The following is a 26,304-nucleotide window of genomic DNA, read 5'->3' as shown; positions in this document are numbered from 1 at the left end:
ACCCCGGGATGTGAAAAAATGTTAACAAGCTTTACTCGTGTGAGCGTACCTGATACATGTTGTTAATCGGCGGACTGTTTCCAGCCACTCATGCGAGCCGCCACTGCGTATGAGCGCTCATCGAGGAGGGCCCATGAACCTGCACCACCTGTTCGCCGCCACCGAGGGCCGGACCGTGCACTACGCACTGTCCGGCGCCGGAGGCGGTTTCGCCCGGACGCTCCTCGCCCAGACCCCGCGTGGCACCGCGCTCCGGCCCGCGGTGCTCTGTGACCGCGACCTGCCGGGGCTGCGCGCGATGCTCGGCGAGCTCGGCTACGAGACGGCACGCCTGGCCGACTGTGAGAGCCCCGCCGATGTGGCTCGCGCGGAGCGGGACGGACGTATCGCCCTGGTCGCCGACAGCACTCTGCTCGGCGCGGCGGCGTGGGACATCCTCGTGGAGGCGACCGGCAGCCCCGTGCACGGTTACGCGATGGCGAAGGCGGCGATCGAGGCCGGCCGGCACGTCGCGATGGTCAGCAAGGAAGTCGACTCGGTAGCCGGACTGCACCTGGCCGACCTGGCCGAACAGGCCGGTGTCGTCTACACCACCGCCGACGGTGACCAGCCCGCCAACCTCATCGGCCTGGTGACCTGGGCGCAGTTCATCGGCCTCGACATCGTGGCGATCGGCAAGTCCAGCGAGTACGACCTCGTGTTCGATCCGGAACGCGGCACCGTCACCCAGCTCGACACGACCGTCGACGCGCCGGGGCTCGCGGAACTGCTCACGCTCGGCGACGACGTACCGGCCACGCTGGAGGCCCGTGCGCAGGCGGTGTCCGCGCTGCCCGTCGGCGCGACCGCCGACTACTGCGAGATGGCGGTCGTCGCCACCAACACCGGCTTCGAGCCCGACGCCGAGCGGCTGCACTACCCGGTCGCCCGGATCGCCGAACTCGCCGACGTCTACCGGCCGCGCGAGGACGGCGGAGTGCTTCACCGGCCCGGCGCGGTGGATGTCTTCAGCGCGCTGCGGCTGCCCGGCGAGGCGTCGTTCGCGGGCGGTGTCTTCGTCGTGGTCCGTACCGGTGACTCCGTGACCTGGGAGACGCTGCGCGGCAAGGGGCACGTCGTCAGCCAGGACGGCGGGTACGCGGCCGTCTATCTCCCATACCACCTGATGGGAGTGGAGACCCCGCTCTCCCTCCTTTCGGCGGTGCTGCACCACCGCCCCTCCGGAGGCGTCGACCCGCGCGGACACGCCGCTCTCGCGGGCCGCGCACGCCAGGACCTGCCCGCGGGAACCCTCCTCGACATGGGCGGTCACCACCACGACGTGACCGGAGTGCAGGCGGTCCTGCTCCGCGCCGATGACACGCCCGACGACATCGCCCCGCTCTATCTGGCCGCGCACACCACCCTCGCGCGCCCCGTCGCGGCGGGCGAACTGATCCGCCTGGGCGACCTCGCCGACGCCGACGAAGCACTCAGCGGCGCCTGGACCGCGGGCCGCGCCGCCCGTCCGGCCGACCGCGCCACCCGTACCACCGCCACCGGGGTGGTCCGCTCGTGAGCACCGACGTCCAGCACCTGCTGCTCGGCGCCCTGGCCGTCGCCGTACTCGTCGTGCTGATCACCAAGTTCAAGCTGCACCCCTTCCTCGCCCTCGCGCTCTCCGCGCTGGGACTCGGACTCGCCGCGGGCATCGCACCGGGCACCACCGTCGAGCACTTCCAGGAGGGTTTCGGCGACGCGCTCGCCAGCAGCGGACCGACCATCGGTCTCGGCACCCTGCTCGGCGGCATCCTGCTCGGGTCCGGCGGCGCCGACCGCATCGCGACCAAGTTCATCGGCGCGCGCCCCGTCAAGTGGATCCCCACCGCGATCACCGCGGCCGCCCTGATCATCGGCATGCCGCACCTCTTCGACGTCAGCTTCGTCATGCTCGTGCCGCTGGTCTACGCCGTCGCCAAGCGCACCGGGACCCATCTCCTCTACATCGGCCTGCCGCTGGCCGCGGGCCTGTACGTCTCGCACGGCCTGCTGCCGCCGCACCCCTCGCCGACACTCGCCGTCTCCGCGTACGAGGCGAGCACGGGCCTGACCATCATGTACGGGCTCATCATCGGCATCCCGCTGGCCGTCATCACCGGGCCGCTCCTGACGAAGGTGGCATCGCGGTGGTTCGGCCCCGCGCCCGACCTGGACCGCGGCCCCGTGCCCCAGCCGGACCCCGTGCCCGACAATCAGCGACGCCCGGTCTCCTTCACCCTCGCACTCATCACGGTCCTGCTGCCGCCGGTGCTGATGCTCATCGGCACGCTCGGCACCGCGAACACCGCCAAGGGCACGCTGCCGTACTACTTCTTCGAGGCCTGCGACTCCGCGGTGCTTTCCCTGCTCGCGGCCGTGATCTTCGCCTTCTTCGCCCTGGGGGTCCGCTCCGGGTTCGGGCTGACGCAGCTTCAGAAGATGGCAGGCAAGGGGCTCGGTCCGGTCGGCGCGATCGTGCTGATCCTCGGCGCGGGCGGCGGCCTCAAGGCGATGCTGACCGCCACCGGCATCGACCAGATCATCTCGGACTACGCGGTCGACTGGTCGGTCCCACCGCTGCTGCTCGCCTGGCTGGTGGCCGCGCTGCTTCGGATCTGCCTGGGCTCGGCCACGGTGGCGACGGCGGCGGCGACCGGTATCGTCGCTCCGCTGCTCACCGCCTATCCCGGTGTCTCCCCGGAGCTGATGGTGCTCGCCACGGCCTCGGGCGCGGTGATGCTCTCGCACGTCAACGACTCCGGCTTCTGGCTGTTCAAGGAGTACTTCCAGCTGTCGGTGTCGCAGACGTTCCGCACCTGGACCCTGATGCTGTCCCTGCAGTCGCTGCTCAGCCTCGGCGGCGTCCTGCTGCTCAGCACGTTCGTCGGAGGCTGACGCGTCCGGGCCGTAAAAGAAGATCATCGGCTACCGTCGCGTACGGCAAGAGAAGACGAGGAGACAGACGATGACCGCTCAGGAACCCCTGCCGCTCATTCCGGACCAACGGCGCGAACAACTCCTGCGGCATCTGCGCAAGGAAGGGGTGCTGAGCGTCCAGCAGATCACCCAGCTCTGCGGTGTCTCCCACATGACGGTCCGCCGGGACATCGCCGAACTGGAGCGCCAGGGCCTGGTCTTCTCGGTCCCCGGCGGAGTCAGGATCGCCAGCCACGTCAACACCGAGCCCAGCTTCCAGGACAAGTCGCTCGTCGAGCAGCCCGAGAAGCAGGCCATGGCCGCGCGGGCCGCCGGTCTCGTCCAGGAAGGGATGACCGTCTATCTGGACGCGGGCACCACGCTTCTCGCGATGGTTCCGGCACTGGCCCGGCTGGATTCCCTGACGGTGGTGACCAACGACTTCACCACCGCCGACCAGCTCATGAGCGCACCGCACCTCGACATCGTGCACATCGGCGGCCGGATCGACGTGGCCAACCGCTCCAGCGTGGGCCGCCTCGCCGCGGCGACGCTGCGTCAACTCGCCTTGGACTTCGCGTTCATCAGCACCAGTTCCTGGGACCTGCTGCGCGGGGTGACGACACCGTCGGAGCCGAAGGTCGAGGTCAAACAGGCGGCCATGGAATCCGCGGGGAGTTCGGTCCTTGTCGCGGGCTCGTCCAAGTTCGGCACCTTCGGCAAGTACCGCGTCGCGCCGCTGACGGCGTTCGACACGGTGATCACTGACACCGCACTGGCCGATGCCGCCGCGGAGGGAGTCCGCGCGAGCGGGGCCGAACTGCGTATGGCGAAGCCGTGACGGGACCGGTCCGACGGCGCGGGTAACGGCCGCATGCTCCGCCTCGACCGGACGCGGGCTCTCGCCCTTTCCGGCTTCGCCGGTGCAACGATGATCCGCGCACCGGGGCCCTTCAGCTGATCAAGGCGATCATCCGTTCGGGTGCGGTTCCATGGGGTGCGGTTCCATGGGGTGCCGCCGAACTCGGTACGACCCGCATGCCCGGCATGCCCTGCGGTCCTGTCACAGCAGCCCGCTCAGGGGCAGGACGCGCTCGGTGAGCTGCCCGCGCAGCCGTCCCCCAGCGGTGTCGGCTTCGGTGAGCCAGCCTGCGGCGACCAGCAGTTCGGCGTGCTCACCGACCTCTTCGGGGGGCAGGGCGCAGAAAGCGGCGACCTGATCCAAGGGCAGCCCACCGCCGTCCTCGGGGCGTCCGAGTCCGCCGTCGGGGCGGGCGTGGGCGGCGGTGTGCAGGGCCAGGAGCCGGGTGGTCGCGGTGGCCTTCTTCTTACGGAGCTTCCGGTCACCCACGATCTTCTGGGCCCAGCCGGAGATTCTTGAGCGATTGTTCTTTCCGAAAGTGAAGGGGCGGGGCTGATCGGGCAGCAGCGTGGGGACGGTGAACGAGGTGGGGTCCTCGGACCGGGAGGCCAACAAGTCGGCGACGGTGCCGGTTGCGGGCAGATGGAGCCAGTCGGATACGACCAACTGCTCAAGGACGCGTTCGGCATCGTCCTGGAGCCAGCCGGTCAGGTCCTGGCCGGTGACGTTCCCGGTACCGGCGCGGGCGGCCCGCAGGGTGAGCATGAGGACGCCGAGGCGCACCTCGGCCTCGGGGTGCGGGGCGTGGGTGGCGACGTGGTCAAGGACGGTGCGGGCGTGCACGCCCTGGCCCCGGGTCAGCAGCCGTTCCACCAACGGCCCGTCGGCGCCCTCCAGGTCGCCGACCAACTGGCCGTTGCGGTTGGCGTGCATCTCCCGGGTGGTCTGCGTGGCCGTCTCGGCGCGCTGTGCCTCATGACGCAGCGCGTCGTCACCGCTCACGTCGGCCCACAGGCGGAAGGCGCGGGCCTTGCGTTCGTGGAGTTCGGCGAGAAGGACGAGGTCGGGCTCGGGGCGCCGCTGGTAGGCGCGGAACGCGTCCCCGAGTTCGATGAGCTCCAGACGCAGGACATCGGGCTCGAGGTCGTAGGGAACGGTCCGCTGCGCGATCTTCCCCCACCGCTTCGTCCGCCGGGGCTCCGCCCCTGGTGAGGCGGCGCGGGTGCGAGGGACCGACGCCGGTGGGGCGGCCGGTGAAGTTCCGGCAGCGGGGGAGAGGAGGGTGTGATCGGAGAACACCGCCGCGACACCGTCCTCGCCCGTGCCGCCCGCTCCCGCGGACCCGGCATCCGGTGCCCCCGAGGCCGGGTCCGGCCCGGTCGTGGCGGTGCGTGCCGGGGGCGGCGCGGTGTCGAGGACGCGGCAGTTGGGGGTGGCGGCCGCGCAGCGCGCGCACATCTCCGCGATCCGCCACAGCCGTCCGGTGCGGTCGGCGTACACGGTCAGGACCACCGGGCCCCCGCACCGCACCGCGTCCGGCTGCCGCGACCCGACCCGGCGGTTGGTTTCGGGATCGGGGGTGTGCCACGCGCAGTCGGCGGCGCGACAGGCGCACCACGCCTCGCCGCGCGGCCCGCCGCCCGTGCGGATGTGGGCCAGGTGCGTGTTGACATGGCCGATCGCGGCCTTGCGCCCCGCGGTGGTCCCGTCGGGGAAGCGCTGCTCGGTGCAGGCCTGGCGGGAGCAGGAGAGCTTGACCGCGCCGGCGGACAGACGTCCGTAGGGGTCAAGGCGCACCGTCCACACCCGCCCCGCGACGCGCTCGTCCTGCTGTCTGCCGACCTCCACCATGTACGTACCTCTCCGCGTTGCGTGATCCATTCCCAGGCGATCCCATCATCGGGGATACCGCCGCACAGTCTCCGCAGAACGGAACTTTCGGGTACCGGAGTGCTCTGCCGCTCTCAGCGGCATGCCGACCGTGGGCCAGGACGTACCCGTACCAACTCCCTTGCCCGGGTGCCGGGCTGCGGCGTGCGGTGCGTGGGAGTCGTGAAGAGTTCGTGCACGATTCTTGGGATTCGGTGATGGGAGAGGAAAACTCGGAGGGCTCACTCGGCGCTTTCGAACAGGTCGGGCGCCGACCCTTGCGATGGGAGACCGATCAACGATGTTCACTTTGGTACGGAGCAGAGTGCGGCTGGCCGCGCTCGCGCTCTCGGCCGTCGCGGCCCTCACCTTCGGCACGGCCGCCACGACTGGCGCGGCAGCCGCCCCCGCTCCCACCCCAGCTCCCAAGAAACAGGGACCGACCTCGGTGGCGTACGTGGAGGTGAACAACAACAGCATGCGGAACGTCGGCAAGTACTCCCTCGCCAACGGCGGGGGCAACGCCTTCGACGTCGCTGTCATCTTCGCGGCGAACATCAACTACGACACGGGTAAGAAGGCGGCGTACCTGCACTTCAACGAGAACGTGCAGCGAGTCCTCGACAACGCCGCCACGGAGATACGACCGCTTCAGCAGAAGGGCATCAAGGTCGTCCTCTCGGTGCTCGGCAACCACCAGGGAGCGGGCTTCGCGAACTTCCCGTCCCAGCAAGCGGCTTCGGCGTTCGCGAAACAAATGTCGGACACCGTCACCAAGTACGGCCTCGACGGCATCGACTTCGACGACGAGTACGCCGAGTACGGCAACAACGGCACCGGCCAGCCCAACGCCAGCTCCTTCGTGCACCTGGTGACGGCGCTGCGCGCGAACATGCCGAACAAGATCATCAGCCTCTACAACATCGGCCCGGCCGCGACGCGCCTCTCCTACGGCGGCGTCGACGTCTCGTCCAAGTTCGACTACGCCTGGAACCCGTACTACGGCAGTTGGCAGGTCCCCGGCATCGCACTGCCCAAGTCGAAGCTGTCGCCGGCGGCCGTCGAGATCGGGCGGACCTCGCAAAGCACGATCACCAGCTTCGCCCGCCGCACCGTCAGTGAGGGGTACGGCGTCTATCTGACGTACAACCTCGACGGCGCCGACCGCAGCGCCGATGTCTCCGCGTTCACCAGGGAGCTGTACGGCAGTGACGCCGTCTACACGCCGTAAGGCGACCGCACGTTCCAGTGCGCGGTGCCCCCTCTCCCTCGGAGCCTGTCGCATCCCCTAAGGCCCCGATCTGTGCAGGCCGCGCCTCCGACAACGATGTCGGAGGCGCGGTGCGGAGGCCCGGGATGGAGGCCCGGGATGGAGAGGGCCTGGTCCTTCGGAACGGCCGCCGCCGACGTGGAGGCGGGGGAAACTGGCTGACGCAAGGGCGAGCTGAAGGGCCCTCGGACAGCTTCGGGGGCCGGACCTTGGGACAGGAGACACCGTTATGCGCATCCCCGGACCCGAGCACCAGGAGGACGGCGGGCTGAGCGCCGTCGCGGCCGCGGGCGGACTGCACCGGTACCAGCTACGTCTGCACGAGACGCACGGACCCGTCGTACGTTTCCAACTGCCGGGCGCGGACACGGTCGTGTCGGTCGCCGACCCCGTGCTGCTGGAGGCCACGGCGCACATCGACAAGCGGCCCGAGGAACTGTTCGCGTTCCTGGACCCGCTGTGCGAGGCGGGCAACCTGCAAGTGCTTCCCGCCGACGAGCACACACCCTGGCGCCGACTGCTGCTCTCGGTGCTCGCCGGGCGGCCGGCTCACGAGCGGCACTTCGCGCGCTTCACCGAGTCGGCGGGAGAGCTCGCGCACCGTTGGGCCGGTCAGGCCGACGGTGAACCCGTCGAGCTGCAAGGGGAGTTGACCGCACTGTCGCTCCGAATGATCTGCGGGTTCGCGCTGGGCGGCGCGGAGACCGACACGGACCGTGTCGTCACCGCGTTCGAGGAGGTACTCACCGAGCACCTCGGGCGGCTCTACCAGGTGCCGCGGGCCGATCCGCGCTCGGCGGAGCGGGCCGAGGCGGCCCTCGCCTACCTGCGCGCGACGGTCGACCGTGTGGTGGCGGCGCACCGCTCGGACGGGCGCACTGACAGCAGCGACCTGATCGGGGCGCTCGTCGAGGCCGGCGAGACCCCGGCGCGGATCCGGGACACCGTGATGGTGACGCTCCTCGCCGCTCACCACACCACCGGTGTCGCCGTCTCGTGGACGCTGCACCTGCTGGGCCGCCATCCCGGTGTGGCCGAGCGCGTCGCCGCCGAACTCGACCGGGTGTTGGGCGAGCGCGCCACGCCCGACTACGGTGATCTGCGGCGGCTGACGTATCTGGACATGGTGCTCAAGGAGTCGATGCGCCTGTTCCCGCCAGGTCCGTACGGCGCACGCGAGACGACAGAGGACCTGGTTCTCGGCCCGTACGAGATCCCGGCCGGGACGACGGTGTTCTATCCGTTCTGGGCGGTGCACCTGAACCCCGAGCACTGGCCCGAGCCGGACCGGTTCGACCCCGAGCGGTTCACGCCGCAGGAGGTGGCCAAGCGGCCGCGGCTCGCGTACGTCCCCTTCGGGATCGGGCCACGGAGCTGCGAGGGCGCCGCGCTGGCCACGGTCGAGGCTCAGCTCGTCCTGGCCGTCCTCCTCAAACGATTGAGCTTTCGGCCCGCGCCGGGGCACGAAGTGACGCCGGTGGAACGGTTCGTGCTGTGGGCACGGGACGGGATCCGGATGACGGTGCGGCCTCGGGACCTCTAGCGCGTCCGGTGGTTCCTGGACGAACAGGGGTACGTCTGTCGTCGTTCTCATCCGTTGCGGTGGCGGACCAGCCGGGCCGCCCGGGTTGTGAACAGCGTGCGGACGGCTGTGCGGACTGCCGTGTGCGAACCGGATGAGTACTGCCTGACCCGGCCCGTCTCAGGAGCGCGCGGGAAGCGTGATCCCGTAGGCCCTCATCGTGCGGTAGACCGTCGTACGGGAGATACCGGACCGAGCCGCTGTGCCGCCAGCAATCTGTTGCCGTCCATCTCAAGGAGGGCCTGGACCAGGGTGTCGTACGCGGACGCCTCCCAGACGCTCAAGGGAACCTCCGGCGCGCACTCGAAGGACACGCCGACTGGTCGCTGCTCGGCGAGATGACGCTCGACCAAGGCTGACGCGGGACGCGGAGGCACAGAGACGGCCGAAGCCCGATGAACGGGCTTCGGCCGCTCTTCACGTGTCCGACGGCGCCGATGCTCCGACGGCCCTTTTGGCGGGTGGAGCGGGCCGCAGGTTCACCAGGAGACGGGCAGCGCCTTCACCCCGTACACAATGCTCCCCGTGCTGAAGTCGAGCTCTTCCTCCGCCGCCGCGAGGCGGAGCCCGGGCAGACGACGCAGAAGCGTTTCCAGGATGATGTGCAACTCGGCGCGTGCCAGCGGCTGTCCGAGGCACTGATGGACCCCGAAGCCGAAAGCGAGATGGCGGCGTGCGTCGCGCGTGAGGTCGAGCTGTGAGGGGTGGGCGCAGCCCTCCGTGCCGAACAGGTCCTCGTCGCGGTTGGCTGTGGACAGCATGCAGATCACCGCGCTGCCGGCGGCCAGGGACGTGCCCGCGATCTCCACAGGTTCGGTGGCCACCCGGGACAGTCCCAGATGGATGATCGTGAGGTGGCGCAGCAACTCCTCGACTGCTGCGGGGATCAGCTCCGGGCGTTCGCGCAGCAGCGTGATCTGATCCGGGTCGCGCAGCAGCGCCAGGGTGCACATGGCGCTCATGTTGGCGGTGCTCTCGTGGCCGGTGACCAGGAGCAGGAAGCCCAAAGAGGCGGTCTCCTGCGGGGTGAGGTCGTCCCGTGCCACCAACCGGCTGAGGATGTCGTCACCGGGCTCTCGCTGTTTGTCGCAGGCGAGTCGGGTCAGATAGGCCGTGAGCTCGTGGTGGGCTCGGGCGGCCTGTTCGTGGGTGGTGCTGTTGTCGAGAAGGGTCCGGCTCAGGGACTGGAAGAGATCGTGATCCTGGTAGGGGACGCCGAGCATCAGGCAGATGACCAGGGAAGGAACCGGCAGCGCGAAGTCACCGACCAGGTCGGCGGGCGCCCCCTTGGCGACCATGCGGTCGATGGCCTCGTCGACGATGCGCTGGATGCCGGGACGTAGCGCCTCGATGCGCTTCACCAGGAAGTCCTTGGTGACCATGCGGCGCAGTCGGGCGTGCTCGGGGTCGTCCATGCGGATGAAGCTCGGTTTGGCGGTGGCCAGTTCACGCTGGCCCGGGGAGAGGAAGGGGAAGCCGGGGGTGCGGGCGTCGGCGCTGAAGCGGGCGTCCGCGAGGACGGCGCGGACTTCCTGGTATCCGGTGATCAGCCAGCACGGTGAACCGTCCGGCAACACGGTGCGGGTGATGGGCCGTTCGGCTGCCGCTTCCAGATAGGCGGGCGGCGGGTCGTAGGGGCAACTGCCGTATGGCGCCGGAAGCGTGAGGGCGGATGCCGTGGAGGTGTGTGACATGGGGCAGGGCTCTCCGTGGGTGGCGAAGGGGGGGGAGGGCTTACGGCTTGGGCGTGAGGATGATCGCCCCACCAGGGCACAGTGCGGCGGCCAACCGGACACTGCGCTGCGCCGAGGACGTCTGATGCCCCGGGCGGAGCATGACGAGGCCGTCGTCGTCGTTCTGCTCGAAGACGTCGGGGGCGGTGGTGACGCACTGACCCGAGCTGCAGCACCGCCGACGGTCGACGCGTACGTCGACGTCCTGGTCCGGCGTGGCATGGACGCGCTCCGCGGGAGGCCGCTCGGCTGCCCGGTGGCTGTCGCGCTCGGCGTCCGCACGGTCGTGATCCGTGCCGGGACTGTCAGGCGGCGTACGCAGGGTGCGCAGCGTCATGCACATCATGGCCGACTGCCCGGCCAGTACGAGGAGTTCGACCAGCTGATCGGGGCGCAGCCGCTGGGCCAGCCGCTCCCATGTGGCATCCGGTACATCGGCGCGGTCGGCCAGCGCGTCGACGGTCTGCAACAGCGCCAAGTCGTCCGGACTCCAGCCGTGGGCCTCCAGCGGTGCGGCGGTGGCAGCCGTCTCGTCGGGGTGCAGTCCGGCAGCACCGGCCTGGGGGGTGTGGCGGTCGTGGACGAATGCGGAGTCGAGGCGGTGGGCGGTGCGCAGGATGGTCAGTTCGCGATCGCGCGCGGCCAGGGTGCCGTCGTGGGTGAGAATCTTGGCGAGCGTCAACCAGGCCTCGGCCAGCGGAAGATGATGGGCCAGGGTGCCGAACAGGTTGATCCGTCCCGGCCCGTCCTCGCGGGACGCGTCGAGGACCGCGTGCAGGGCGGGTGGCCACTGGTCCGAGGGGACGGGGGCGATGCGGGGCTGTCTGCCGGAAGGGCTCAGGGGTGTCTCGACGGCGAGGGCCCGAGCGGGGGACAGGGAGGTCATTGCGGAGGCTCCGTACACAGGGCTGGTTGGTCGGCCGAAGGTGCGTGGGCTCTCACCATTCGCACAGGACCAGGCCACTGCTGGCTCCACTGGCGAAGCCGAACAGGCCGACCAGATCGCCGCGTTGTAGTCGCCCGGCTTTCAGTGCGGTGGCCAGCTGGAGGGGAATGGTGTTGGTGGCGACGTTGCCGTGGGCAGGGAAGGTGGCGAGAATCTGCCCGGGATCCACGCCGACCCAGTCGCAGGCGATCTTGGTGAAGGCCACTGACGGTTGGTGGATGCAGGCGAGATCCAGGTCGCCGGCCTTCACCCCGAAGTCGTGCAGGGCGCCGCGCACCTTCTCGGGCATGCCCTCGAAGGAAGCCACCAACTCGGCGGAATCGATGCGCAGATGACCGAGAGTGCGGTGCTGGGCGTAGGGGTTGGGCAGGGTCGCGGCCTGCCAGCCCCAGGAGTTGGCGAAGAACCGGCTGCCGAGGATGCCGGGCCGCCCGGCGGACTCGACCAGAACGGCGGATCCCATGTCGCCGGTGCTCAGACTCGGCAGTGCGTGCAGGACGTCGGCCGCGTCATCCACCGACCACCGGCTTTCTCGGGTGCTGACCTCGGCGCTGGTGATGAGGATGCGGCGGTACTGACCGGTCCTGATGAACGCGTCGGCGACTTCCAGCGCGTTGAGCACGCCGTTGCAGGCGTTCTTCAGATCGAAGACGGGACAGCCGAGTCCCAGTTTGGCGGCGACGACATGGGCCGTGGCCGGCTCCTCCATGTCGGCGAGGATGCCGGCGAACAGCAACAGGTCGATGTCACCGGGGCCGGTGTCGTGTTCGTCGAACAGGGCACGGGCGGCCTGGGCGGCGAGATCGGAGGGCTGCTCGTCGGCGGGCGCGACGCTGCGCGCCTGTAGCCCGTACATGTGGCGCAGCACACCGGGGGACAGGGAGATGCCGGGGTTGTGGGCCCGGAACCGGTCCTCGGCCTCGGCCACGGTCTGCCGGCCGAGGGGAATGTGGACGCTGGCGTGGGCGAGCGCGCTGTACACGGTCACAGGGGAGGTGACTTTCTGAGGGCGAAGAGGTGCGGGGAACGCTGCGGGGAGGCGAGTCCGGTTCACGGCGCGCGCAGGACGAGCACCACGTTGTGGCCGCCGAAGCCGAACGAATGGCTGGCGGCGGCCCGTACGGTCTGCTGCCGGGGCCGGTCCACCACGCAGTCCAGCGGATACGCCAGAGTGCCGGACGCGAGGTTGGCGACCGGAGGGACGCTGGAGTGGTGGATCGTCAGGGCCGTCAGGGCCGCCTCGATCGCACCGGCCGCGCCGAGGCTGTGCCCGAGGACCCCCTTGGCGGAGGTCACGGTGGGCCCGTGGGGCAGGACACGTGCGATGACCTCGGCCTCGGTCTGATCGTTCAACGGGGTCGACGTGCCATGGGCGTTGACATGATCGATGTCCCCCGGCGCGAGCCCGGCCTCGCCGATGGCGGCGCGCAGTGCCACTTCCGCCACCGTGCCGCCGGGGGCGGGGGCCGTGGGGTGGTGGGCGTCCGAGCTCAGGCCGACGCCGACGAGCTGGGCGTACTGCTTCTGCCCGCGTGCTCGCGCGTCCTCGGCGCGTTCGAGTACGAGGACGGCCGCACCCTCGGCGATGACGAAGCCGTCACGGTCGGCGGCGAACGGCCTGGAGGCTTTTGAGGGATCGTCCGTACGGGAGGAGAGGGCGCCCATCCTGTGGAAGCCGGTGGTGACGACCGGGCTGATCGCGGCCTCGGTGCCGCCGGCCACCGCGATGTCGCAGGCGCCCGAGAGGAGCAGGTCACGGGCGACCGCCAGGGCGCTGGCCCCCGAGGCACAGGCGGTCTCCGTGGCCAGGGACGGACCGCGTGCGCCCAGATCGAGCAGGACCTCACCGGCGGCCATGTTGGAGATCAGCATCGGGATCAGGACGGGGGACACCAGGTCGGGGCCCGCCTGCATGCGCAGGGTCTGCTCCTCCAGGTGGGCCGCGCCGGCCAGCCCCGAACCGATGACGACAGCCACCCTGGCGCCGTCCCAGTCGGCCGGAACGAGACCCGCGTCGGCCACCGCCTCACGCGCCGCGAGCACGGCCAGTTGGGAGAACCGGCCCATCCGCCAGGCCTTGCCGCCGCCGATCCTGGCCTGTTCCGGGGTCATCTCCGGAATGCGGCAGGAGAAGTCGACGGGAAGTTCCTTGAGCTGGGGATCGTGGGCCGCCGTGGATTCACCGCGCAGTACGCCCGCCCAGGTCGTCTCGCGGCCGACACCGGCCGGGGTGATGAGCCCCAGGCCGGTGACGGCGACCGTACGGCTGTCCACCGTCACAGCGCGCCCGCCGCGGTGCGCTTGGCGGCCAAGGTGGCGGTGAGCTCGGCGATCGTGGTGCTCTTCGTCGCCTCGTGCTCCTGCACCTCGACGGCCAGCTCTTCCTGGAGGGCCAGGGCGAGTTCGGCCAGGGCCAGGGAGTCCAGATCGAGGCTCTCCAGTGTGGCCCCGGGGAGGATGTGGTCCGGGAGAACCTCGAACTTTCCGGTCAGTACGGACTGGATCGCGGTGTCGATCGAAGACATGGCTGTGCCCTTTCAGGTGTTGGAACGGGAGACAGGTGAGGGAACGGAAGCCGGGAGAGGGGGGGGAATGGGGGGAAGTGCGGGAGGACTGGTGATCAGGCGTCGCGCGGGGAGTCGTCGCCGGTGCTGTGGACGGAGGGGACCGCGGCGAGCCGGGGCCACAGCAGGGCGGCGGAGCCCCAGGTGAGACCCGCCCCGAAAGAGGTGAGCAGCACGCGCTGCCCGGCGTGGAGGCTGCTGTTCGCGGCGGCGTCGGCCAGTGCCAGCGGAATGGAGGCGGCCCCGGTATTGCCGACGCGGTCGATGTTGGAGACCTGCCGGTCGGCGGCCAGGGGGATGCGGTCGGCCACGGCGCTCAGGATGCGTGCGTTGGCCTGGTGCGCCACGAACCGGTCGACGTCGTCCACCGTCCAGCCCACATCCTTGAGCAGCACCTGTGAGGAGAGCGTCATGCGGGTGACGGCATGTTGGAACACGTCACGTCCTCGCATCCGGAAGTGCAGGTCCTGCGGGGTGTAGCGGTCGGGCGCGGAGCGGGCCAGCGCGCCACCGCCCGGCACTTCGATCAGTTCATGACCGGCGCCGTCACTGCCCAGGTCGAAGCCGAGGATGCTGCCCGGCTCCCCGTGTTCGCCGCTGCGCAGCACCACCGCACCCGCCCCGTCCGCGAAGACGACGCCGGCGCCACGGTCGCCCGGGGCGATCAGCGTGGAGTACACCTCGGCCGCGACGACCAGGACCCGATGGGCGATCCCCGCCCCGATCACACCGGCGGCGGTGGCGAGGGCGTAGACGAATCCGCTGCACGCGGCGGCCACGTCCCACGCCGCGACCTGGCCGAGACCGAGCCGGTGCGCCAGTTGTGGTGCCATGGCGGGCATCGGCCGGTCGGGCGTGGACGTAGCCACGATGACCGCGTCGACAGGGTGATCGGTGGCCGCGTCGAGCCGGTGGAGCGGCGCGGCGGCTGCCACATCCAGCGCCCGGGCCGCGGCCCGGAGGGCGAGGTCGCCGGTCGACACTCCGGGGCCGACCCAGTGACGCGTTCCGATGCCGGTGCGACGGCGCACCCAGGCGTCGTCGGTCTCCCAGGCTGCCGGTAGCTCGTTGTTGCTCACCGCGCGAGGCGGCACGACGCCGGCGAGACCCTCGATTACGGCCGTCCGCTCGCTGGCCGCCCCCGGTGCGTGCGACCGTGTCACTGGAGGTTCCTCTTCTCGCCGTCGGCCGCTCCGCGGCGTGCCGTACCTCTCGTCGGCCGCCTCCACTCAGAAGTAGCACTGAGCCGGAACTTGGCTGCGGAGCACAAGAGTTCGCCAGACACCCACACCTCACCCGGAATCGCGTCCTGCTGGAATCGGCATGACCCTATGGGTGCAAAGGATCTTGGGGAGAATGGCGTGGTCCTCGAACGAAAGACCTAGACGCGGGAGTTGCCGGTGATCGCGCAGCTCACACGGGCTGCTGCAGGAACGTTACGGCCGCTGCGCCGAACGAGAGTCACGCCAAGGGGTGAAGATTTTCGGCTCCTGCGGTGCAGGTGTGACGCCGGGGACAGTCGTGAGACAGGGTGCGGAGACACCTCGGTCATCCGCGTCCTGGTCGGTGAACGACCGGCCCGGTCGGCAATGTCGACATCGGCCTGGGGGCGTTGTTGAACGTGTTGAATTCGGTGTGCGAAGCGTCGGTTCTCTCCTGTGGCGATACGCCGTCGCCAGCAGGGCACTCGCGGGCCGCGTCCGCGTCCGTCTCCGCGGCACTCGGGCGGGACGAGCCGTGAACGGTGCGGAGACGCGCGACAAGCCAGGGATCGTTCATGTCTCCATGCTCGGTGATCCGTTCAGCGCGTGCGTGTCCGCGCGCTCGTACGGCGCGCCGCTCAAGACCGTCGTGCCGAGCGGATACGTGCGATTTCCCGGGCGGCCCTGACCGAAGCGATGGTGGCGTTCATCTCCGATGCGGTGTCCGCGGCCGCGTTCACCGCCTCGCTGTGGCCCTCGGCGTGGTGCAGCCACCCTCTGGCGAGCAGCGTGAACAGAACCGCGCGCGCTTCCTGTGCGGGCCGCGCGTCGAGCGATGCGGTGAGTGCCGCATGGGCCTCGCGCGGCTCACCGAGGCGGAGCAGAACGGCTGCCTGCTGATAGTGCAAGGCCGCCGCCGAGTAGACCGCGAAGGGTTCCTCGCCGCCGGTGTAGCGAGGCATCAACCGGGACGCGGTCTCCAGCCAGTTCAGCGCCGCCGGCCGTTCCCCGCTCGCCGCGTACACCCGGGCCGCCTGAGCGGCGACGTACGCACGCACCGGCCTCGACGTGTGGCGGGAGATCTCCAGAGCGCGGTTCAGATATCCCGTCGCAAGGGCGGTCCTGCCCCGCAGCAGGGCGCTCTCGCTCAACTGCCGCAGCGCGATGGCCTGGACGGCTCTGTCCTCCGCGTGGTCGGCGAGCGCTTCGGCGGCGGTCAGCGCATCCTGCGCCTCCTGGGTGCGGCATGCGTCGGTGTAGCTGCCGGCCAGGAGGACTGCGGTGCGGGCAACATGAACGAGACCCGCCCTCGACTCCGCTCCCAGGGGCGCGGCGCTGCCTCCGGGGCTGAAGGTGGACCGCAGGTAGGCCAGAAGAACCGGCCCGGTGCGCTTCCCGCCCAAGGCGGCTGTCTGCCCCACGAAGAACCGCTCGGCCCCTCGCCACATCTGCTCGTGCCAGGCCTGAACGGGCCTGTTCCCGCTGTCGGGATCTGGGCTCTGTCCGGGTACGCGGGTGCGGGGTGCCCCGTCGCCCGTGCCGGTCTCCTGGAGGCCGCTCGCTTCGAGGCCGGGGATGGCGGCGATGAGTGCGGCCGCACCCCTGATCACCGGTGGACGGGCGTCGGCGAGCCCCAGCTCCACCGGCGTGATCAGACGCCCGAGCCGTTGTGTGAAGAGCCCGCACAGCAGTTCCGGCACAGGGTTGCGAGGGCGAGAGCCGCGCACCCAGTGCGCCACCGTCGTCCGGTCGAAGCTCGTACCCGGCTTGCGTCGGAACGCGGCGGTGTTGACGCGGCGGGCCAGCGCCTCGTACGTCCAGCCCGCTTCACGGATCAGGCTCAGCAGAGAATCGTTGGGCGTAGCCATGGCCTCACTCCGTCACGACGAAGGCGGGAACGCGGGAACGCGGGGGAACCTCTCCCAGGCCCAACGGGCCCGCCGACCTACGGTTTCGGCCTGCGGAATCCCTACACGACAGTTCCACGACCGTCGCGTGGTGGCCCGGGGAACTTGCGCGGCGCCACGCTCGGGTGTGGCGCCGCCGCGGGCTGCGTGTGCACAACTGATCAGTCGTTCGAACAGCAGGCTGTGAGCGTTCGTCGGCCCGCTCGTCGCGTGCGGCGGTTCATGTGCGGGTCGGTACCGGTGCGGACGATGTGGCGGCCGACGACCGCAGTTGTTCGACCACGTCGGCCAAGTGCACGGCAGCGGCCCGTGCCGCTGCCGTGGCGTCACCGCTGACGATTCCGTCGATGATGTCCAGGTGCTGCTGCAACGACTGGGCGGGACGGCCGGGGCGCAAGGCCAGTCGGAACTGGAAGCGCACCATCGGTCCGTTGAGTCGTTCGAGTTGGCGCCTGGCCACCTCCTGACCGCTGGCCTCGACCACCAGTTCGTGCAGGCGCTGATTGAGGGCGGAGTAGGTGTGCACCGCTCCGTCCGCGACGGCCTGGCGCATCTCTGTGCCGATCCGGCGCAGCTCCGCACGCTGCGCCTCGTTCGCCTGTGTGGCGGCCTTCATGGCGCACAGTTGCTCAAGGGCGGAGCGGCACTCGGTGATCTGGACGGCCTCGTCCACGGAGACCGCCCGGATGCGGGCGCCGCGGCGGGGGATGATCTCGACGATCTCCTCGGCGGCGAGGTCCTGCAGGGCCTCGCGGACGGCGCTGCGGGTCGTCCCGTAGGACTCGGCGAGGTCGTTCTCCACAAGTCGCTGTCCGGGCACCAGGTCCCCGGAGCGCAAGGAATGCCTGATGGCGTCGGCCACGTACTGGCGTGCGGCGGCGCCCGTCAGCTTGTCCGTCAACTCGTTCGACCTCTTTCATCGGCAGGTCCGTGCAGGTGAAGCCTAGAGCCGTGGGGGCTCAGGGCGTGCCCGGGGGGACTTCTTTTGTAATTTCATCAAACATCTTGTCAACAATCTGGTTGATGATCTAGTTTCCTCTGCGTATCCCAGTTGACGAAGGAGTGCCGATGCCTGCCGAAGCAGTCGCCCGGACCCGCGGGGCGCGCCGCCACGGCTCCCAGACCGCGATTCCGTGCCTGTTCATGCGAGGCGGAACGTCGCGGGGGCCGTTCTTCGACGCGCGACTGCTGCCCGAGGACACCGGGCTCCGTGATGCCGTACTGCTTGCCGCGATGGGATCTCCCGACCCGCGCCAGATCGACGGTGTCGGCGGCGGGAACCCGCTGACCAGCAAGGTCGGCATCGTGGGGCCCGGCACGGAACGCGGCGTCGACGTGGAGTGGACCTTCGTCCAGATACAGCCCGGCGGGGACACCGCCGACACCTCATCCAACTGCGGCAACATGCTGGCTGCCGTACTGCCGTTCGCCGTCGAGACCGGCATGGTCGTCCCCGAAGCCGATCGCACCACCGCCCGCGTGCGTACCCGCAACACCGGCATGGTCGCCGAGATCACCGTCGCCACCCCACTGGGCACGGACGGGGCGCGGTACGTCGACTACCGGGGCGAGGCCCGTATCGACGGTGTCCCCGGCACCGCCGCTCCGGTCGAGATCGGCTTCCTGGACACGGCCGGCTCCGTCGCGGGATCCCTGCTCCCCACCGGGCGCACACGCGACACCGTCGAGGTCCCCGGATTCGGCGCCGTCGATGTCACCCTGATCGACAACGGCCAGCCCCTGGTGATCGTGGCAGCCGAGCGCCTCGGCGCCACCGGCTACGAGACACCGGCACAGATCGACGCCGACGGCGGGCTCAGAACCCGTGTCGAGGCGCTGCGCCTGATCTGCGGCGAAGCCATGGGCCTCGGCGACGTCACGGAGAAGAACTACCCGAAGATGACGCTGGTGGCGCCGCCGCGTCACGGGGGCACCCTCTCCACGCGCAGCCTCATCCCACGGGTGTGCCACCAGTCCATCGGCGTGCTCGCCGCCGTCACTGCCGCGACCGCCTGTGTACTCGAAGGCAGCGTCGCCCGCGACGTCGCCGCCGATGTGTCCGGCACGGAGCCCACCGTCTCCGTCGAGCACCCGTCCGGAGAGTTCAGCGTCACCCTCGGCCTCGCCCCTGACGATCCCCAGCAGGTCACGCGCTCCGCACTGCTGCGCACCGCCCGTCTCATCATGGCCGGCGATCTGCTGATACCCCGTTCCCTCTGGGACCCCACTCCCACCGCTCTGGAGAACACCGCGTGATCATCGACGTCCACGGCCACTACACGACGGCACCGGCCCCGCTGGGGGAGTGGCGCAAGGCGCAGACCGCCGCGCTCACCGACCCGGCACAGGCACCCGGCCCCGCGGGGCCCGCCATCAGCGACGACCAGATCCGCGAGTCCATCGAGACGAACCAACTGCGTCTCATGGACGAGCGAGGCATCGACGTCACCGTCTTCTCCCCCCGCGCCTCGTTCATGGCCCACCACATCGGGGACTTCGCCACCTCCTCCGCGTGGGCCCGTATCTGCAACGACCTGTGCCACCGCGTCGCCGAGCTCTACCCCGGGCGATTCGCCCCCGGCGCGATGCTGCCGCAGTCACCGGGGGCCGATCCGGCCACCGTCATCCCCGAACTCGAACGCGCCGTCCTTGAGCTGGGCGCCGTCACCGTCAACATCAACCCGGACCCCTCCGGCGGTCACTGGACGGCACCACCGCTGACCGACCGGTCCTGGTACCCGGTGTGGGAGAAGCTCGCCGAGCTGGACGTGCCGGCCATGGTGCACGTCTCCACCAGTTGCAATCCGGCCTTCCACACCACCGGGGCGCACTACCTCAACGCCGACACCACCGCGTTCATGCAACTGCTGACCGGGGATCTGTTCGCCGACTTCCCCGGCCTGCGCCTGATCGTCCCGCACGGCGGCGGCGCCGTGCCGTACCACTGGGGCCGATTCCGGGGTCTGGCGCAGGCGCTGGGCAAGCCGGAGGCGGTGGAGTCACTGCTGCGCAACGTCTTCTTCGACACCTGCGTCTACCACCAGCCCGGCATCAACCTGCTCCTTGAAGTGGTCCCGTACGCCAACATCCTCTTCGCCTCCGAGATGATCGGAGCCGTCCGTGGCATCGACCCGCACACCGGCCACCACTTCGACGACACCCGCCGTTACGTCGAGAACGCGGGCCTGGCGGACGAGGAACTGACCGCGATCGAGGAACGGAACGCCAGGCGTGTCTATCCCCGCCTGGACGCGCGCCTGACCGCCCAGGGCCGCTGAGCCCCCCCCGTCGCCCCCTCGCGACCTCCGGCCGGGTCTCGCCTTTGGAGCGGATCGATCCGACCGATCCGACCGATCCGACCGATCCGACCGATCCGACCACTCACGACAGCGCAAGGAGCCACACCATGCACGAACTCGGAGTCGTCCACCGCAACATTGAACGCGCCGATCGCGCGGCGGTCGAGGCCCTGTCCCGGTTCGGGGTCGCCACGGTCCACGAGGCCATGGGCCGACTCGGCCTGATGCGTCCCGGCATCCGGCCCGTCTACGAGGGCGCGAAGCTCTGCGGCACCGCCGTCACCGTGTTGCTGCAGCCCGGCGACAACTGGATGCTGCATGTGGCCGCCGAGCAGGTGCGCGAGGGCGACGTCGTCGTCGCCGGCTGCACCACCGAGAGCGAGGACGGCTTCTTCGGCGAGCTGCTCGCCACCTCCCTCCGCGCCCGTGGGGCCAAGGGCCTTGTCATCGACGGCGGCTGCCGCGATGTCGACGAGCTGCGGCGGATGGACTTCCCCGTCTTCTCCCGCGCGATCAACGCCAAGGGCACGGTCAAGGCCACGCTTGGTTCGGTCAACGTTCCTGTCGTCGTCGCCAACGCGCTGGTCAACCCGGGTGACGTGATCGTCGCTGACACCGACGGCGTCGTCGTCGTGCCCGCAGCCCGGGCCGCCGCGGTGGCCGAGGCGGCCGCAAGGCGCGAGGCCGCCGAGGAGGGCAAGCGGGAACGGTTCAAGGCGGGCGAGCTGGGCCTGGACATGTACGCCATGCGCGGACGCCTTGCCGAGCACGGCCTGACCTACGTCGACTGACAGGTCGACTGACAGTACGAGGAGCACTCCCGATGACCGACCAGGACTTCGCCGTCACCCCCGGCTGGCTCGACTGGTACCGCGGCCCCACCAAGCCCGCCTTCACCCTGCCGGCGGGGACCGTGGACGCCCACTGCCACGTGTTCGGCCCTGGCGCCGGGTTTCCCTTCGCGGCCGAACGCAAGTACACGCCCGTCGACGCCTCCAAACACGACCTCTTCGCCCTCCGCGACCACCTCGGCATCGCGCGCAACGTCATCGTGCAGGCCACCTGTCACGGCGCCGACAACAGCGCTCTGGTGGACGCCCTGTACAGCGCCGGTGACCGGGCCCGGGGGGTGGCGACCGTGCGCCCCGACGTCAGCGACGAACAACTGCGGCGCCTGCACGACGCGGGAGTGCGAGGGGTGCGCTTCAACTTCGTGCGGCGCCTGGTGGACGCCCCGCCCACCGAGGCCCTGGCAACCATCGCCCGCAGGATCGCACCGCTGGGATGGCACGTCGTCCTCTACTTCGAGGCTCCGGACCTGGCCGACCTGGAGACGTTCTTCGCCTCCCTGCCCGTTCCGCTCGTCATCGACCACATGGGCCGCCCCGACGTCACCCGGAGTCCGGACGGCCCCGAGTTCGCCCGCTTCCTGCGCTTCGTCGAGACCAACGACGTCTGGGTCAAGGTCTCCTGCCCCGAGCGCCTGACCATCTGCGGACCGCCCGCCCTGGACGGCGAGCGCCATGCCTACCGTGACGTCGTGCCGTTCGCCCGCAAGGTCGTCGACGAGTTCACCGACCGGGCCTTGTGGGGCACCGACTGGCCCCACCCCAACCTCAAGAACCACATGCCCGACGACGGTCTGCTGGTCGACCACATCCCGCATGTCGCCACGACCGCTGCCCGGCAGCAGGCCCTGTTGGTCGACAACCCCCGGCGTCTGTACTGGCCCGAAGAGGCCGGCTGACCGCAAACCACCGGCCCGGCAACGGCGCCGCGTCCCCATTCCAGGAGCGTGCAGTGCAGCACATCCCCGCCCCCAACGCGGCCAACCGGCTCGACCGGTTGCCCATCTCGAAATTCCACAAGACCACGCTCTACGCGGTGGCGTTCGCCTACTTCTTCGAGTTCGCGGACATCAACACCTTCGCCATCACGGCCCCCGTGGTGCGCGAACAGTGGGGCTCCGACGTCAACCACATCGCCTATGTGACCTCGCTGTCCTTCGTCGGCATGTTCTTCGGGGCCGTGGTCGCCGGTGGACTCGCCGACCGGCTGGGGCGCCGGCGCATGCTCATCGTGACCACGTTCTGGTACACCGTCTGGTCCTTCGCCTGCGTCTTCGCCTGGGACATCTGGTCCCTGGGCGTCTTCCGCGTGCTGACCTCCGCGGGCCTCTCCGCGATGACCGTCATCGCCGTCGTCTACATCAGCGAGCTCTACCCGCGAGCCAAGCGCGGAAAGTTCCAGGCGTACGCCATCGTCATCGGCATCTGCGGCACCCCCGTCACCAACCTCATCGCCTCCGCTGTCGTGCCCATGTCCGACTGGTCCTGGCGCCTGGTCTACCTGTGGGGCTCGATCGGCGTCCTGTTCCTGTTCTTCGTGCGGAAACTCGAGGAGTCTCCGCAGTGGCTCGAGTCCCGCGGCCGACACGAGGAGGCCGACGCCGTCCTGACGCGCATCGAGGCGGGCGCGGCAGCCGAGCACGGTGAGCTGCCCGCCGCGCGGAATCCGCAGCCGCAGGGCCCGGTCGGCAGGACCGGTCTTGCCATGCTCAAGGACAGAAAGTTCCTGCTCCCCACGATCCTGCTGTCGGTCCTGTGGATCACCCAGACCATCGGCTTCTTCGGCTACTCGAGCTGGGCGCCGACACTGCTGGCCGCCGAGGGCGTCAGCGTGGAGGACTCGATCTTCTACGTGGCTCTGACGACGGTCGGCGCACCGCTCGGCTCCTTCCTCGCGGCGATGGTCACCGACCGGTTCGAGCGCAAGTGGTGCCTGGTGGTCTTCGGGTTGATCATCGCCGCGTCCGGTCTGCTGTACGGACTGACGTTCACCCCGGTCCTCATCGTCGTGTTCGGGTTCATGGTCAACCTCTTCGAGCGCGGCTACACAGCCCTGGCCTACGCGTACTCGCCGGAACTCTTCGACACCCGGGGCCGCTCGCTCGGCACCAGCATCGCCTACGGCCTGGGCCGCCTGTCGAACGCGGCAGGACCGCTGATGATCGCCGGAATCTACAACGGCGTCGGCTACGAGGCGGTCTTCGTGTTCATCGCCGGAACCTGGGTCGTCGGAGCCCTCGTGCTGGCCGTCTTCGCACCGGCCACGCGCCGCCGCCGACTGGCGGCGCAGGCCCAGGAGAAGCAGGAGTCCGTTCCGGCGGCGTCCTGAACGCTGGGTGAGTCTCTGGGGGAGTCTCTGGGTGAGCCAGAGGGCCCGGAGTCCCGAGTCGGCCAGTCGGCGGTTCACGCGGCTTTCAGACGTGCCCGGCCTCAGACCACTTCGCTGAGTTTGCCGCTGGCCACGTCGAAGATGAACCCTCGCACGTCATCCTTGTGCACGATGGACGGGTCGGCTTTGATCCGGGCGATGGACTGCCGCACATCCGTCGCCAGGTCAGTGAAGGCTTCCGCCGCCCACGGCGGTCGGATCCCCGTCTCGCGCTGGATCTCGTCCTTGAAGCCGTCATCGGTGAAGGTGAGCATCCCGCAGTCCGTGTGATGGATGAGGATGATCTCGGTGGTGCCGAGCAGACGCTGGCTGATGGCGAGTGATCGGATCTCGTCCTGCGTGACGACGCCGCCCGCGTTGCGCACTACGTGGGCTTCGCCTTCGTGCAAGCCGAGAAGCGCGTAGACGTCGAGCCGTGCGTCCATGCAGGCCAGAACTGCCACATGCTTGGCGGGCGGCAGAGGCAGCGGGCCGGCGAAGGACTCCGCGTACAACGCGTTGTTGGCCAGCAGTTCATCGGTCACAGACATGGTGATCCTCTGTTCTTGTGTGTCGTCTTGGGCTTGCTTCAGGGATGCGCGGCACGGGAGGAGCGAGCCTCGTGCCGGGCGCACGGAAGTGACCTAGCGACAGAACAGGTCGAACAGATAGGCGCGGCGGGAGGGCCAGAAGGACTCCAGCGCGCCAGGGCTGGCGGACACGAATCCAGTTAACCCCCGTCGTACCCTGCTGGCAATGAGACCCTTGTTCGCAGGACGTCGGCCTCCGGGTCCGGACGGCCGGACGGCAGCGCCGGGGCTGCCAGGCGGAGCAGGGCGTCAGAGGTCGCGCCGTCCGCCGGGTGGAAGGCCCAGACCCTGTGGCCTTCGCTTCCCGGCAGTTCCAGGACGTGCTGGTCGAGTGCCAGCGATCCGACCCTGGGATGCCGGAACAGTTTGCGGTCGATCGCCTTCTCGTAGAGGCGGTGCTTGCCCCAGGCGGTTGTGAAGACATCGCTGTGCGCGGCCAGTTCCCGCAAGAGACCTGTCAGGCGGGCTGACCCGGCTTCAGATCCGGCCTGTGCGCGTAGGGCCGCCACCATGCAGCGGGCGAGTTCGGGCCAGTCGGTGAAGAACGTCTGAGCTCCGGGAGCCAGGAAGACCAGGCGGGCGTAATTGTCCCGGGGTTCCAACCCTTCGTGGAGAAGATCGCCGAGTACGTTGCTGTCCACGATGTCGAGCCATCGGTTCACCAGCAGGGCGGGCACCGTCATGGAGCCGAGCAGTTGGTGGACGGCACCCAGGCGATCCGTGTCCATGCCTGGCGCCTCTCCGCCGACGGCAGCCCCTCTATCGGAGAGTTCGCGCAGATAACGCGCCGCCACGTCGTCCAGCAGCAACGCCGTGCACAGGCCGTTCACCACTGCGCGGGACGGTCGGCGTTCCCTTCCCTGTTCGAGGCGCACGTAATAGTCGGTGCTGATCCCGGCCAGGAACGCCACTTCATCTCGCCGCAGCCCGGGCACCTGGCGCTGTGCCCCCGCCGCAAGCCGGTGATGTTCAGGCCGCACCTGATTCCGTCTGGCACGCAGGAAGGCCGCCAGTGGCTCGCCGCTGCTGTGCTCCCTTGAAGCCTTCATACAGCCAGCGTAAGGACGAGGCGTTCACCGGGATGGGCCCCTCAGGGCGAAGGGGCTGCCCGGCGCTGCCCGGCGCTGCCCGGCGCTGCCCGGCGCTGCCCGGCGCTGCCCGGCACGGCTGGTTCTCCGGGGTGGGTGTATCGCTCCTACCCGCCCGGTTCGCCGGGTGGCTAGCGTTTCGCATGCCTACCGAGAGGTCGGATCTCAGCGGAACCACGGCCTCGCTTCCCCTGCCCTCCCCCGGAAGAGGCGCCGGGGCCTGTGGTTGCGGGCTGGTTTCCCGGCACCAGTACAGAAGACCAATGAAAAGAGATATGTCGATGTTCGTCATTACCGGCGCCGGCGGCCGCACCGGAAGGGCCGCCGCCTTGTACCTGCTCGCAGCCGGATACCGGGTCCGAGCCGTCGGCCGGTCGGCCCAGCGGCTCGCCGACCTTGCCACACGGGGCGCCGAGGTGTGGGGAACCGACCCGATGGACCCGGCCGCGCTGACGAGCGCCTTCCGTGGCGCGGAGGGCATCTACGCGGTGATCCAGCCCAACTACATTCCCGACCACCCCGACTTCGGCGCCTTCCAGGACCAGGCGGCGGCATCCCTGACCAAGGCGGTCACCGAGTCCGGCGTAACCCGCGTCGTCGGGCTCAGCAGTTGGGGAGCCCGACACCCCAAAGGCACCGGCCCGGTCATGGGGCTTCACCGCTTCGAGCGGCGCCTTTCGACCGTCCCTGGAGTCGACGCGCTGTGGCTGCGCGCCGGCTACTTCGCGGAGAATCTCCTGGACCACATCGACACCGCCAGGGCGCACCACCGCATCAGCGCCCCCTTCGATCCCGACATTCCCCTGCCCTTCGTCACCACCTCAGACATCGGGGCCCGAGCCGGGGAGGAACTCGCCACCGGGACCTGGCACGGTACGGAGGTCCTTGAGCTCCAAGGGGAACGCGACGTGAGCATGCGGGAAGTCGTGGGAGTGATCGCGAACGCCGTGCGTGCGGACTCCCTCACCTATGAACAGACCAGCCTCGCCGACTTCCACGCGGAACTCCGCAGCAAAGGCGTGTCCGTCGACGTCGCGGACATGATGGCCGAGGTGGGCGAAGCCGTTAACTCCCGGTACACGCGGACGGAGCAGCCGCGTACCGCCCGCACATCGACCCCGACCTCCATCGAACGCTTCATCGAGGAAGAATTCGCTCCCCGGTACCGCGCGCCCCGACGGGGTTGAAGGCCGGGACGGGCGGGACGGGATTGACGTACGGCCGGGACGGGATCGACGGCCG

General features: G+C 69.8%; 22 protein-coding genes. 11 read left to right on the top strand and 11 right to left on the bottom strand.

Annotated features, from left to right (window positions below; genetic code table 11):
- The first annotated feature begins 133 nt into the window (after positions 1 to 133).
- The 3 genes from ACFVXC_RS29470 (at position 134) to ACFVXC_RS29460 (ending at position 3,775) form a co-directional block, all read left to right on the top strand.
- A complete protein-coding gene (locus tag ACFVXC_RS29470; protein WP_389911049.1) occupies positions 134 to 1,558 on the top strand; it encodes a homoserine dehydrogenase in 1,425 nt (474 codons plus the stop codon).
- The gene (locus ACFVXC_RS29465) at positions 1,555 to 2,913 is read left to right on the top strand and encodes a gluconate:H+ symporter (RefSeq protein ID WP_389911047.1); all 1,359 of its coding nucleotides are present in this window, start codon (positions 1,555 to 1,557) and stop codon (positions 2,911 to 2,913) included. Before ACFVXC_RS29470 ends, ACFVXC_RS29465 begins: the two co-directional genes overlap by 4 nt.
- A 70-nt stretch (positions 2,914 to 2,983) precedes the next feature.
- A complete protein-coding gene (locus tag ACFVXC_RS29460; protein ID WP_389911045.1) occupies positions 2,984 to 3,775 on the top strand; it encodes a DeoR/GlpR family DNA-binding transcription regulator in 792 nt (263 codons plus the stop codon).
- 222 nt (positions 3,776 to 3,997) lie between these two features.
- On the opposite strand, the gene ACFVXC_RS29455 is transcribed toward ACFVXC_RS29460, so the two are convergent.
- Positions 3,998 to 5,677 carry a hypothetical protein gene (locus tag ACFVXC_RS29455; protein ID WP_389911042.1) on the bottom strand — a complete coding sequence of 560 codons (1,680 nt, stop codon included), beginning with the start codon at positions 5,675 to 5,677 and terminating at the stop codon, positions 3,998 to 4,000.
- A gap of 289 nt (positions 5,678 to 5,966) precedes the next feature.
- On the opposite strand from ACFVXC_RS29455, the gene ACFVXC_RS29450 reads away from it, so the two are divergent.
- Positions 5,967 to 6,896 carry an endo-beta-N-acetylglucosaminidase H gene (locus ACFVXC_RS29450; protein WP_389911039.1) on the top strand — a complete coding sequence of 310 codons (930 nt, stop codon included), beginning with the start codon at positions 5,967 to 5,969 and terminating at the stop codon, positions 6,894 to 6,896.
- 268 nt (positions 6,897 to 7,164) lie between these two features.
- Positions 7,165 to 8,478, top strand: coding sequence for a cytochrome P450 (locus ACFVXC_RS29445; protein WP_389911036.1), 1,314 nt, complete (start codon positions 7,165 to 7,167; stop codon positions 8,476 to 8,478).
- Between the two features lie 518 nt (positions 8,479 to 8,996).
- Here ACFVXC_RS29445 and ACFVXC_RS29440 read toward each other — a convergent pair.
- The 8 genes from ACFVXC_RS29440 to ACFVXC_RS29405 form a co-directional block, all read right to left on the bottom strand.
- Positions 8,997 to 10,211, bottom strand: a complete 1,215-nt coding sequence (locus tag ACFVXC_RS29440) for a cytochrome P450 (protein ID WP_389911033.1) — start codon at positions 10,209 to 10,211, stop codon at positions 8,997 to 8,999.
- Positions 10,212 to 10,251: 40 nt separating this feature from the next.
- Entirely contained in the window at positions 10,252 to 11,136 is an 885-nt protein-coding gene (locus ACFVXC_RS29435) for a 4Fe-4S domain-containing protein (protein ID WP_389911031.1), read from the bottom strand.
- Positions 11,137 to 11,188: 52 nt separating this feature from the next.
- Positions 11,189 to 12,184: a 3-oxoacyl-ACP synthase III family protein gene (locus tag ACFVXC_RS29430; RefSeq protein WP_389911029.1), complete on the bottom strand. Its 996-nt coding sequence runs from the start codon at positions 12,182 to 12,184 to the stop codon at positions 11,189 to 11,191.
- A 62-nt stretch (positions 12,185 to 12,246) separates the two neighbouring features.
- A complete protein-coding gene (locus ACFVXC_RS29425) occupies positions 12,247 to 13,476 on the bottom strand; it encodes a beta-ketoacyl-[acyl-carrier-protein] synthase family protein (protein WP_389911027.1) in 1,230 nt (409 codons plus the stop codon).
- Entirely contained in the window at positions 13,473 to 13,721 is a 249-nt protein-coding gene (locus ACFVXC_RS29420) for a phosphopantetheine-binding protein (protein ID WP_389911025.1), read from the bottom strand. Before ACFVXC_RS29420 ends, ACFVXC_RS29425 begins: the two co-directional genes overlap by 4 nt.
- 95 nt (positions 13,722 to 13,816) lie before the next feature.
- Positions 13,817 to 14,923, bottom strand: a complete 1,107-nt coding sequence (locus ACFVXC_RS29415) for a beta-ketoacyl-ACP synthase 3 (RefSeq protein WP_389911023.1) — start codon at positions 14,921 to 14,923, stop codon at positions 13,817 to 13,819.
- Between the two features lie 677 nt (positions 14,924 to 15,600).
- Positions 15,601 to 16,830: a tetratricopeptide repeat protein gene (locus ACFVXC_RS29410; RefSeq protein ID WP_389911020.1), complete on the bottom strand. Its 1,230-nt coding sequence runs from the start codon at positions 16,828 to 16,830 to the stop codon at positions 15,601 to 15,603.
- Positions 16,831 to 17,089: 259 nt separating this feature from the next.
- Positions 17,090 to 17,770, bottom strand: coding sequence for a GntR family transcriptional regulator (locus ACFVXC_RS29405; RefSeq protein WP_389911017.1), 681 nt, complete (start codon positions 17,768 to 17,770; stop codon positions 17,090 to 17,092).
- A gap of 167 nt (positions 17,771 to 17,937) precedes the next feature.
- Between ACFVXC_RS29405 and ACFVXC_RS29400 the strand changes: the two genes are divergently transcribed.
- The 5 genes from ACFVXC_RS29400 (at position 17,938) to ACFVXC_RS29380 (ending at position 23,345) form a co-directional block, all read left to right on the top strand.
- On the top strand, positions 17,938 to 19,125 hold the full coding sequence (locus ACFVXC_RS29400; protein ID WP_389911014.1) for a 4-oxalomesaconate tautomerase: 1,188 nt from the start codon (positions 17,938 to 17,940) through the stop codon (positions 19,123 to 19,125).
- The gene (locus ACFVXC_RS29395) at positions 19,122 to 20,147 is read left to right on the top strand and encodes an amidohydrolase family protein (RefSeq protein WP_389911011.1); all 1,026 of its coding nucleotides are present in this window, start codon (positions 19,122 to 19,124) and stop codon (positions 20,145 to 20,147) included. Before ACFVXC_RS29400 ends, ACFVXC_RS29395 begins: the two co-directional genes overlap by 4 nt.
- A gap of 128 nt (positions 20,148 to 20,275) precedes the next feature.
- Positions 20,276 to 20,959 carry a 4-carboxy-4-hydroxy-2-oxoadipate aldolase/oxaloacetate decarboxylase gene (gene ligK / locus ACFVXC_RS29390; RefSeq protein ID WP_389911007.1) on the top strand — a complete coding sequence of 228 codons (684 nt, stop codon included), beginning with the start codon at positions 20,276 to 20,278 and terminating at the stop codon, positions 20,957 to 20,959.
- A gap of 32 nt (positions 20,960 to 20,991) precedes the next feature.
- Entirely contained in the window at positions 20,992 to 21,915 is a 924-nt protein-coding gene (locus tag ACFVXC_RS29385; protein ID WP_389911004.1) for an amidohydrolase family protein, read from the top strand.
- Between the two features lie 53 nt (positions 21,916 to 21,968).
- The gene (locus ACFVXC_RS29380; protein ID WP_389911001.1) at positions 21,969 to 23,345 is read left to right on the top strand and encodes an MFS transporter; all 1,377 of its coding nucleotides are present in this window, start codon (positions 21,969 to 21,971) and stop codon (positions 23,343 to 23,345) included.
- A 101-nt stretch (positions 23,346 to 23,446) separates the two neighbouring features.
- Here the strand turns inward: ACFVXC_RS29380 and ACFVXC_RS29375 are convergent, their stop codons facing one another.
- A complete protein-coding gene (locus ACFVXC_RS29375) occupies positions 23,447 to 23,935 on the bottom strand; it encodes a beta-class carbonic anhydrase (protein WP_389910998.1) in 489 nt (162 codons plus the stop codon).
- 179 nt (positions 23,936 to 24,114) lie between these two features.
- The gene (locus ACFVXC_RS29370) at positions 24,115 to 25,023 is read right to left on the bottom strand and encodes a helix-turn-helix transcriptional regulator (RefSeq protein ID WP_389910996.1); all 909 of its coding nucleotides are present in this window, start codon (positions 25,021 to 25,023) and stop codon (positions 24,115 to 24,117) included.
- Between the two features lie 320 nt (positions 25,024 to 25,343).
- Between ACFVXC_RS29370 and ACFVXC_RS29365 the strand changes: the two genes are divergently transcribed.
- Positions 25,344 to 26,249: an NAD(P)H-binding protein gene (locus ACFVXC_RS29365; protein ID WP_389910993.1), complete on the top strand. Its 906-nt coding sequence runs from the start codon at positions 25,344 to 25,346 to the stop codon at positions 26,247 to 26,249.
- The last annotated feature ends 55 nt before the right edge of the window (positions 26,250 to 26,304 follow it).

This window comes from Streptomyces sp. NPDC058257, from assembly GCF_042881845.1.
Lineage (GTDB): Bacteria > Actinomycetota > Actinomycetes > Streptomycetales > Streptomycetaceae > Streptomyces.
The sequence above is the reverse complement of the archived record's forward strand: the minus strand, read 5'-3'. Positions and strand labels throughout refer to the sequence as shown.

Excerpts from the sequence above, each read along its gene's own strand:
- ACFVXC_RS29470 (WP_389911049.1), top strand. The coding sequence starts at position 134 with ATGAACCTGCACCACCTGTTCGCCGCCACCGAGGGCCGGACCGTGCAC.
- ACFVXC_RS29460 (WP_389911045.1), top strand. The coding sequence starts at position 2,984 with ATGACCGCTCAGGAACCCCTGCCGCTCATTCCGGACCAACGGCGCGAA.
- ACFVXC_RS29455 (WP_389911042.1), bottom strand. The coding sequence starts at position 5,677 with ATGGATCACGCAACGCGGAGAGGTACGTACATGGTGGAGGTCGGCAGA.
- ACFVXC_RS29450 (WP_389911039.1), top strand. The coding sequence starts at position 5,967 with ATGTTCACTTTGGTACGGAGCAGAGTGCGGCTGGCCGCGCTCGCGCTC.
- ACFVXC_RS29445 (WP_389911036.1), top strand. The coding sequence starts at position 7,165 with ATGCGCATCCCCGGACCCGAGCACCAGGAGGACGGCGGGCTGAGCGCC.
- ACFVXC_RS29440 (WP_389911033.1), bottom strand. The coding sequence starts at position 10,211 with ATGTCACACACCTCCACGGCATCCGCCCTCACGCTTCCGGCGCCATAC.
- ACFVXC_RS29435 (WP_389911031.1), bottom strand. The coding sequence starts at position 11,136 with ATGACCTCCCTGTCCCCCGCTCGGGCCCTCGCCGTCGAGACACCCCTG.
- ACFVXC_RS29420 (WP_389911025.1), bottom strand. The coding sequence starts at position 13,721 with ATGTCTTCGATCGACACCGCGATCCAGTCCGTACTGACCGGAAAGTTC.
- ACFVXC_RS29410 (WP_389911020.1), bottom strand. The coding sequence starts at position 16,830 with ATGGCTACGCCCAACGATTCTCTGCTGAGCCTGATCCGTGAAGCGGGC.
- ACFVXC_RS29400 (WP_389911014.1), top strand. The coding sequence starts at position 17,938 with ATGCCTGCCGAAGCAGTCGCCCGGACCCGCGGGGCGCGCCGCCACGGC.
- ligK (WP_389911007.1), top strand. The coding sequence starts at position 20,276 with ATGCACGAACTCGGAGTCGTCCACCGCAACATTGAACGCGCCGATCGC.
- ACFVXC_RS29385 (WP_389911004.1), top strand. The coding sequence starts at position 20,992 with ATGACCGACCAGGACTTCGCCGTCACCCCCGGCTGGCTCGACTGGTAC.
- ACFVXC_RS29375 (WP_389910998.1), bottom strand. The coding sequence starts at position 23,935 with ATGTCTGTGACCGATGAACTGCTGGCCAACAACGCGTTGTACGCGGAG.
- ACFVXC_RS29370 (WP_389910996.1), bottom strand. The coding sequence starts at position 25,023 with ATGAAGGCTTCAAGGGAGCACAGCAGCGGCGAGCCACTGGCGGCCTTC.
- ACFVXC_RS29365 (WP_389910993.1), top strand. The coding sequence starts at position 25,344 with ATGTTCGTCATTACCGGCGCCGGCGGCCGCACCGGAAGGGCCGCCGCC.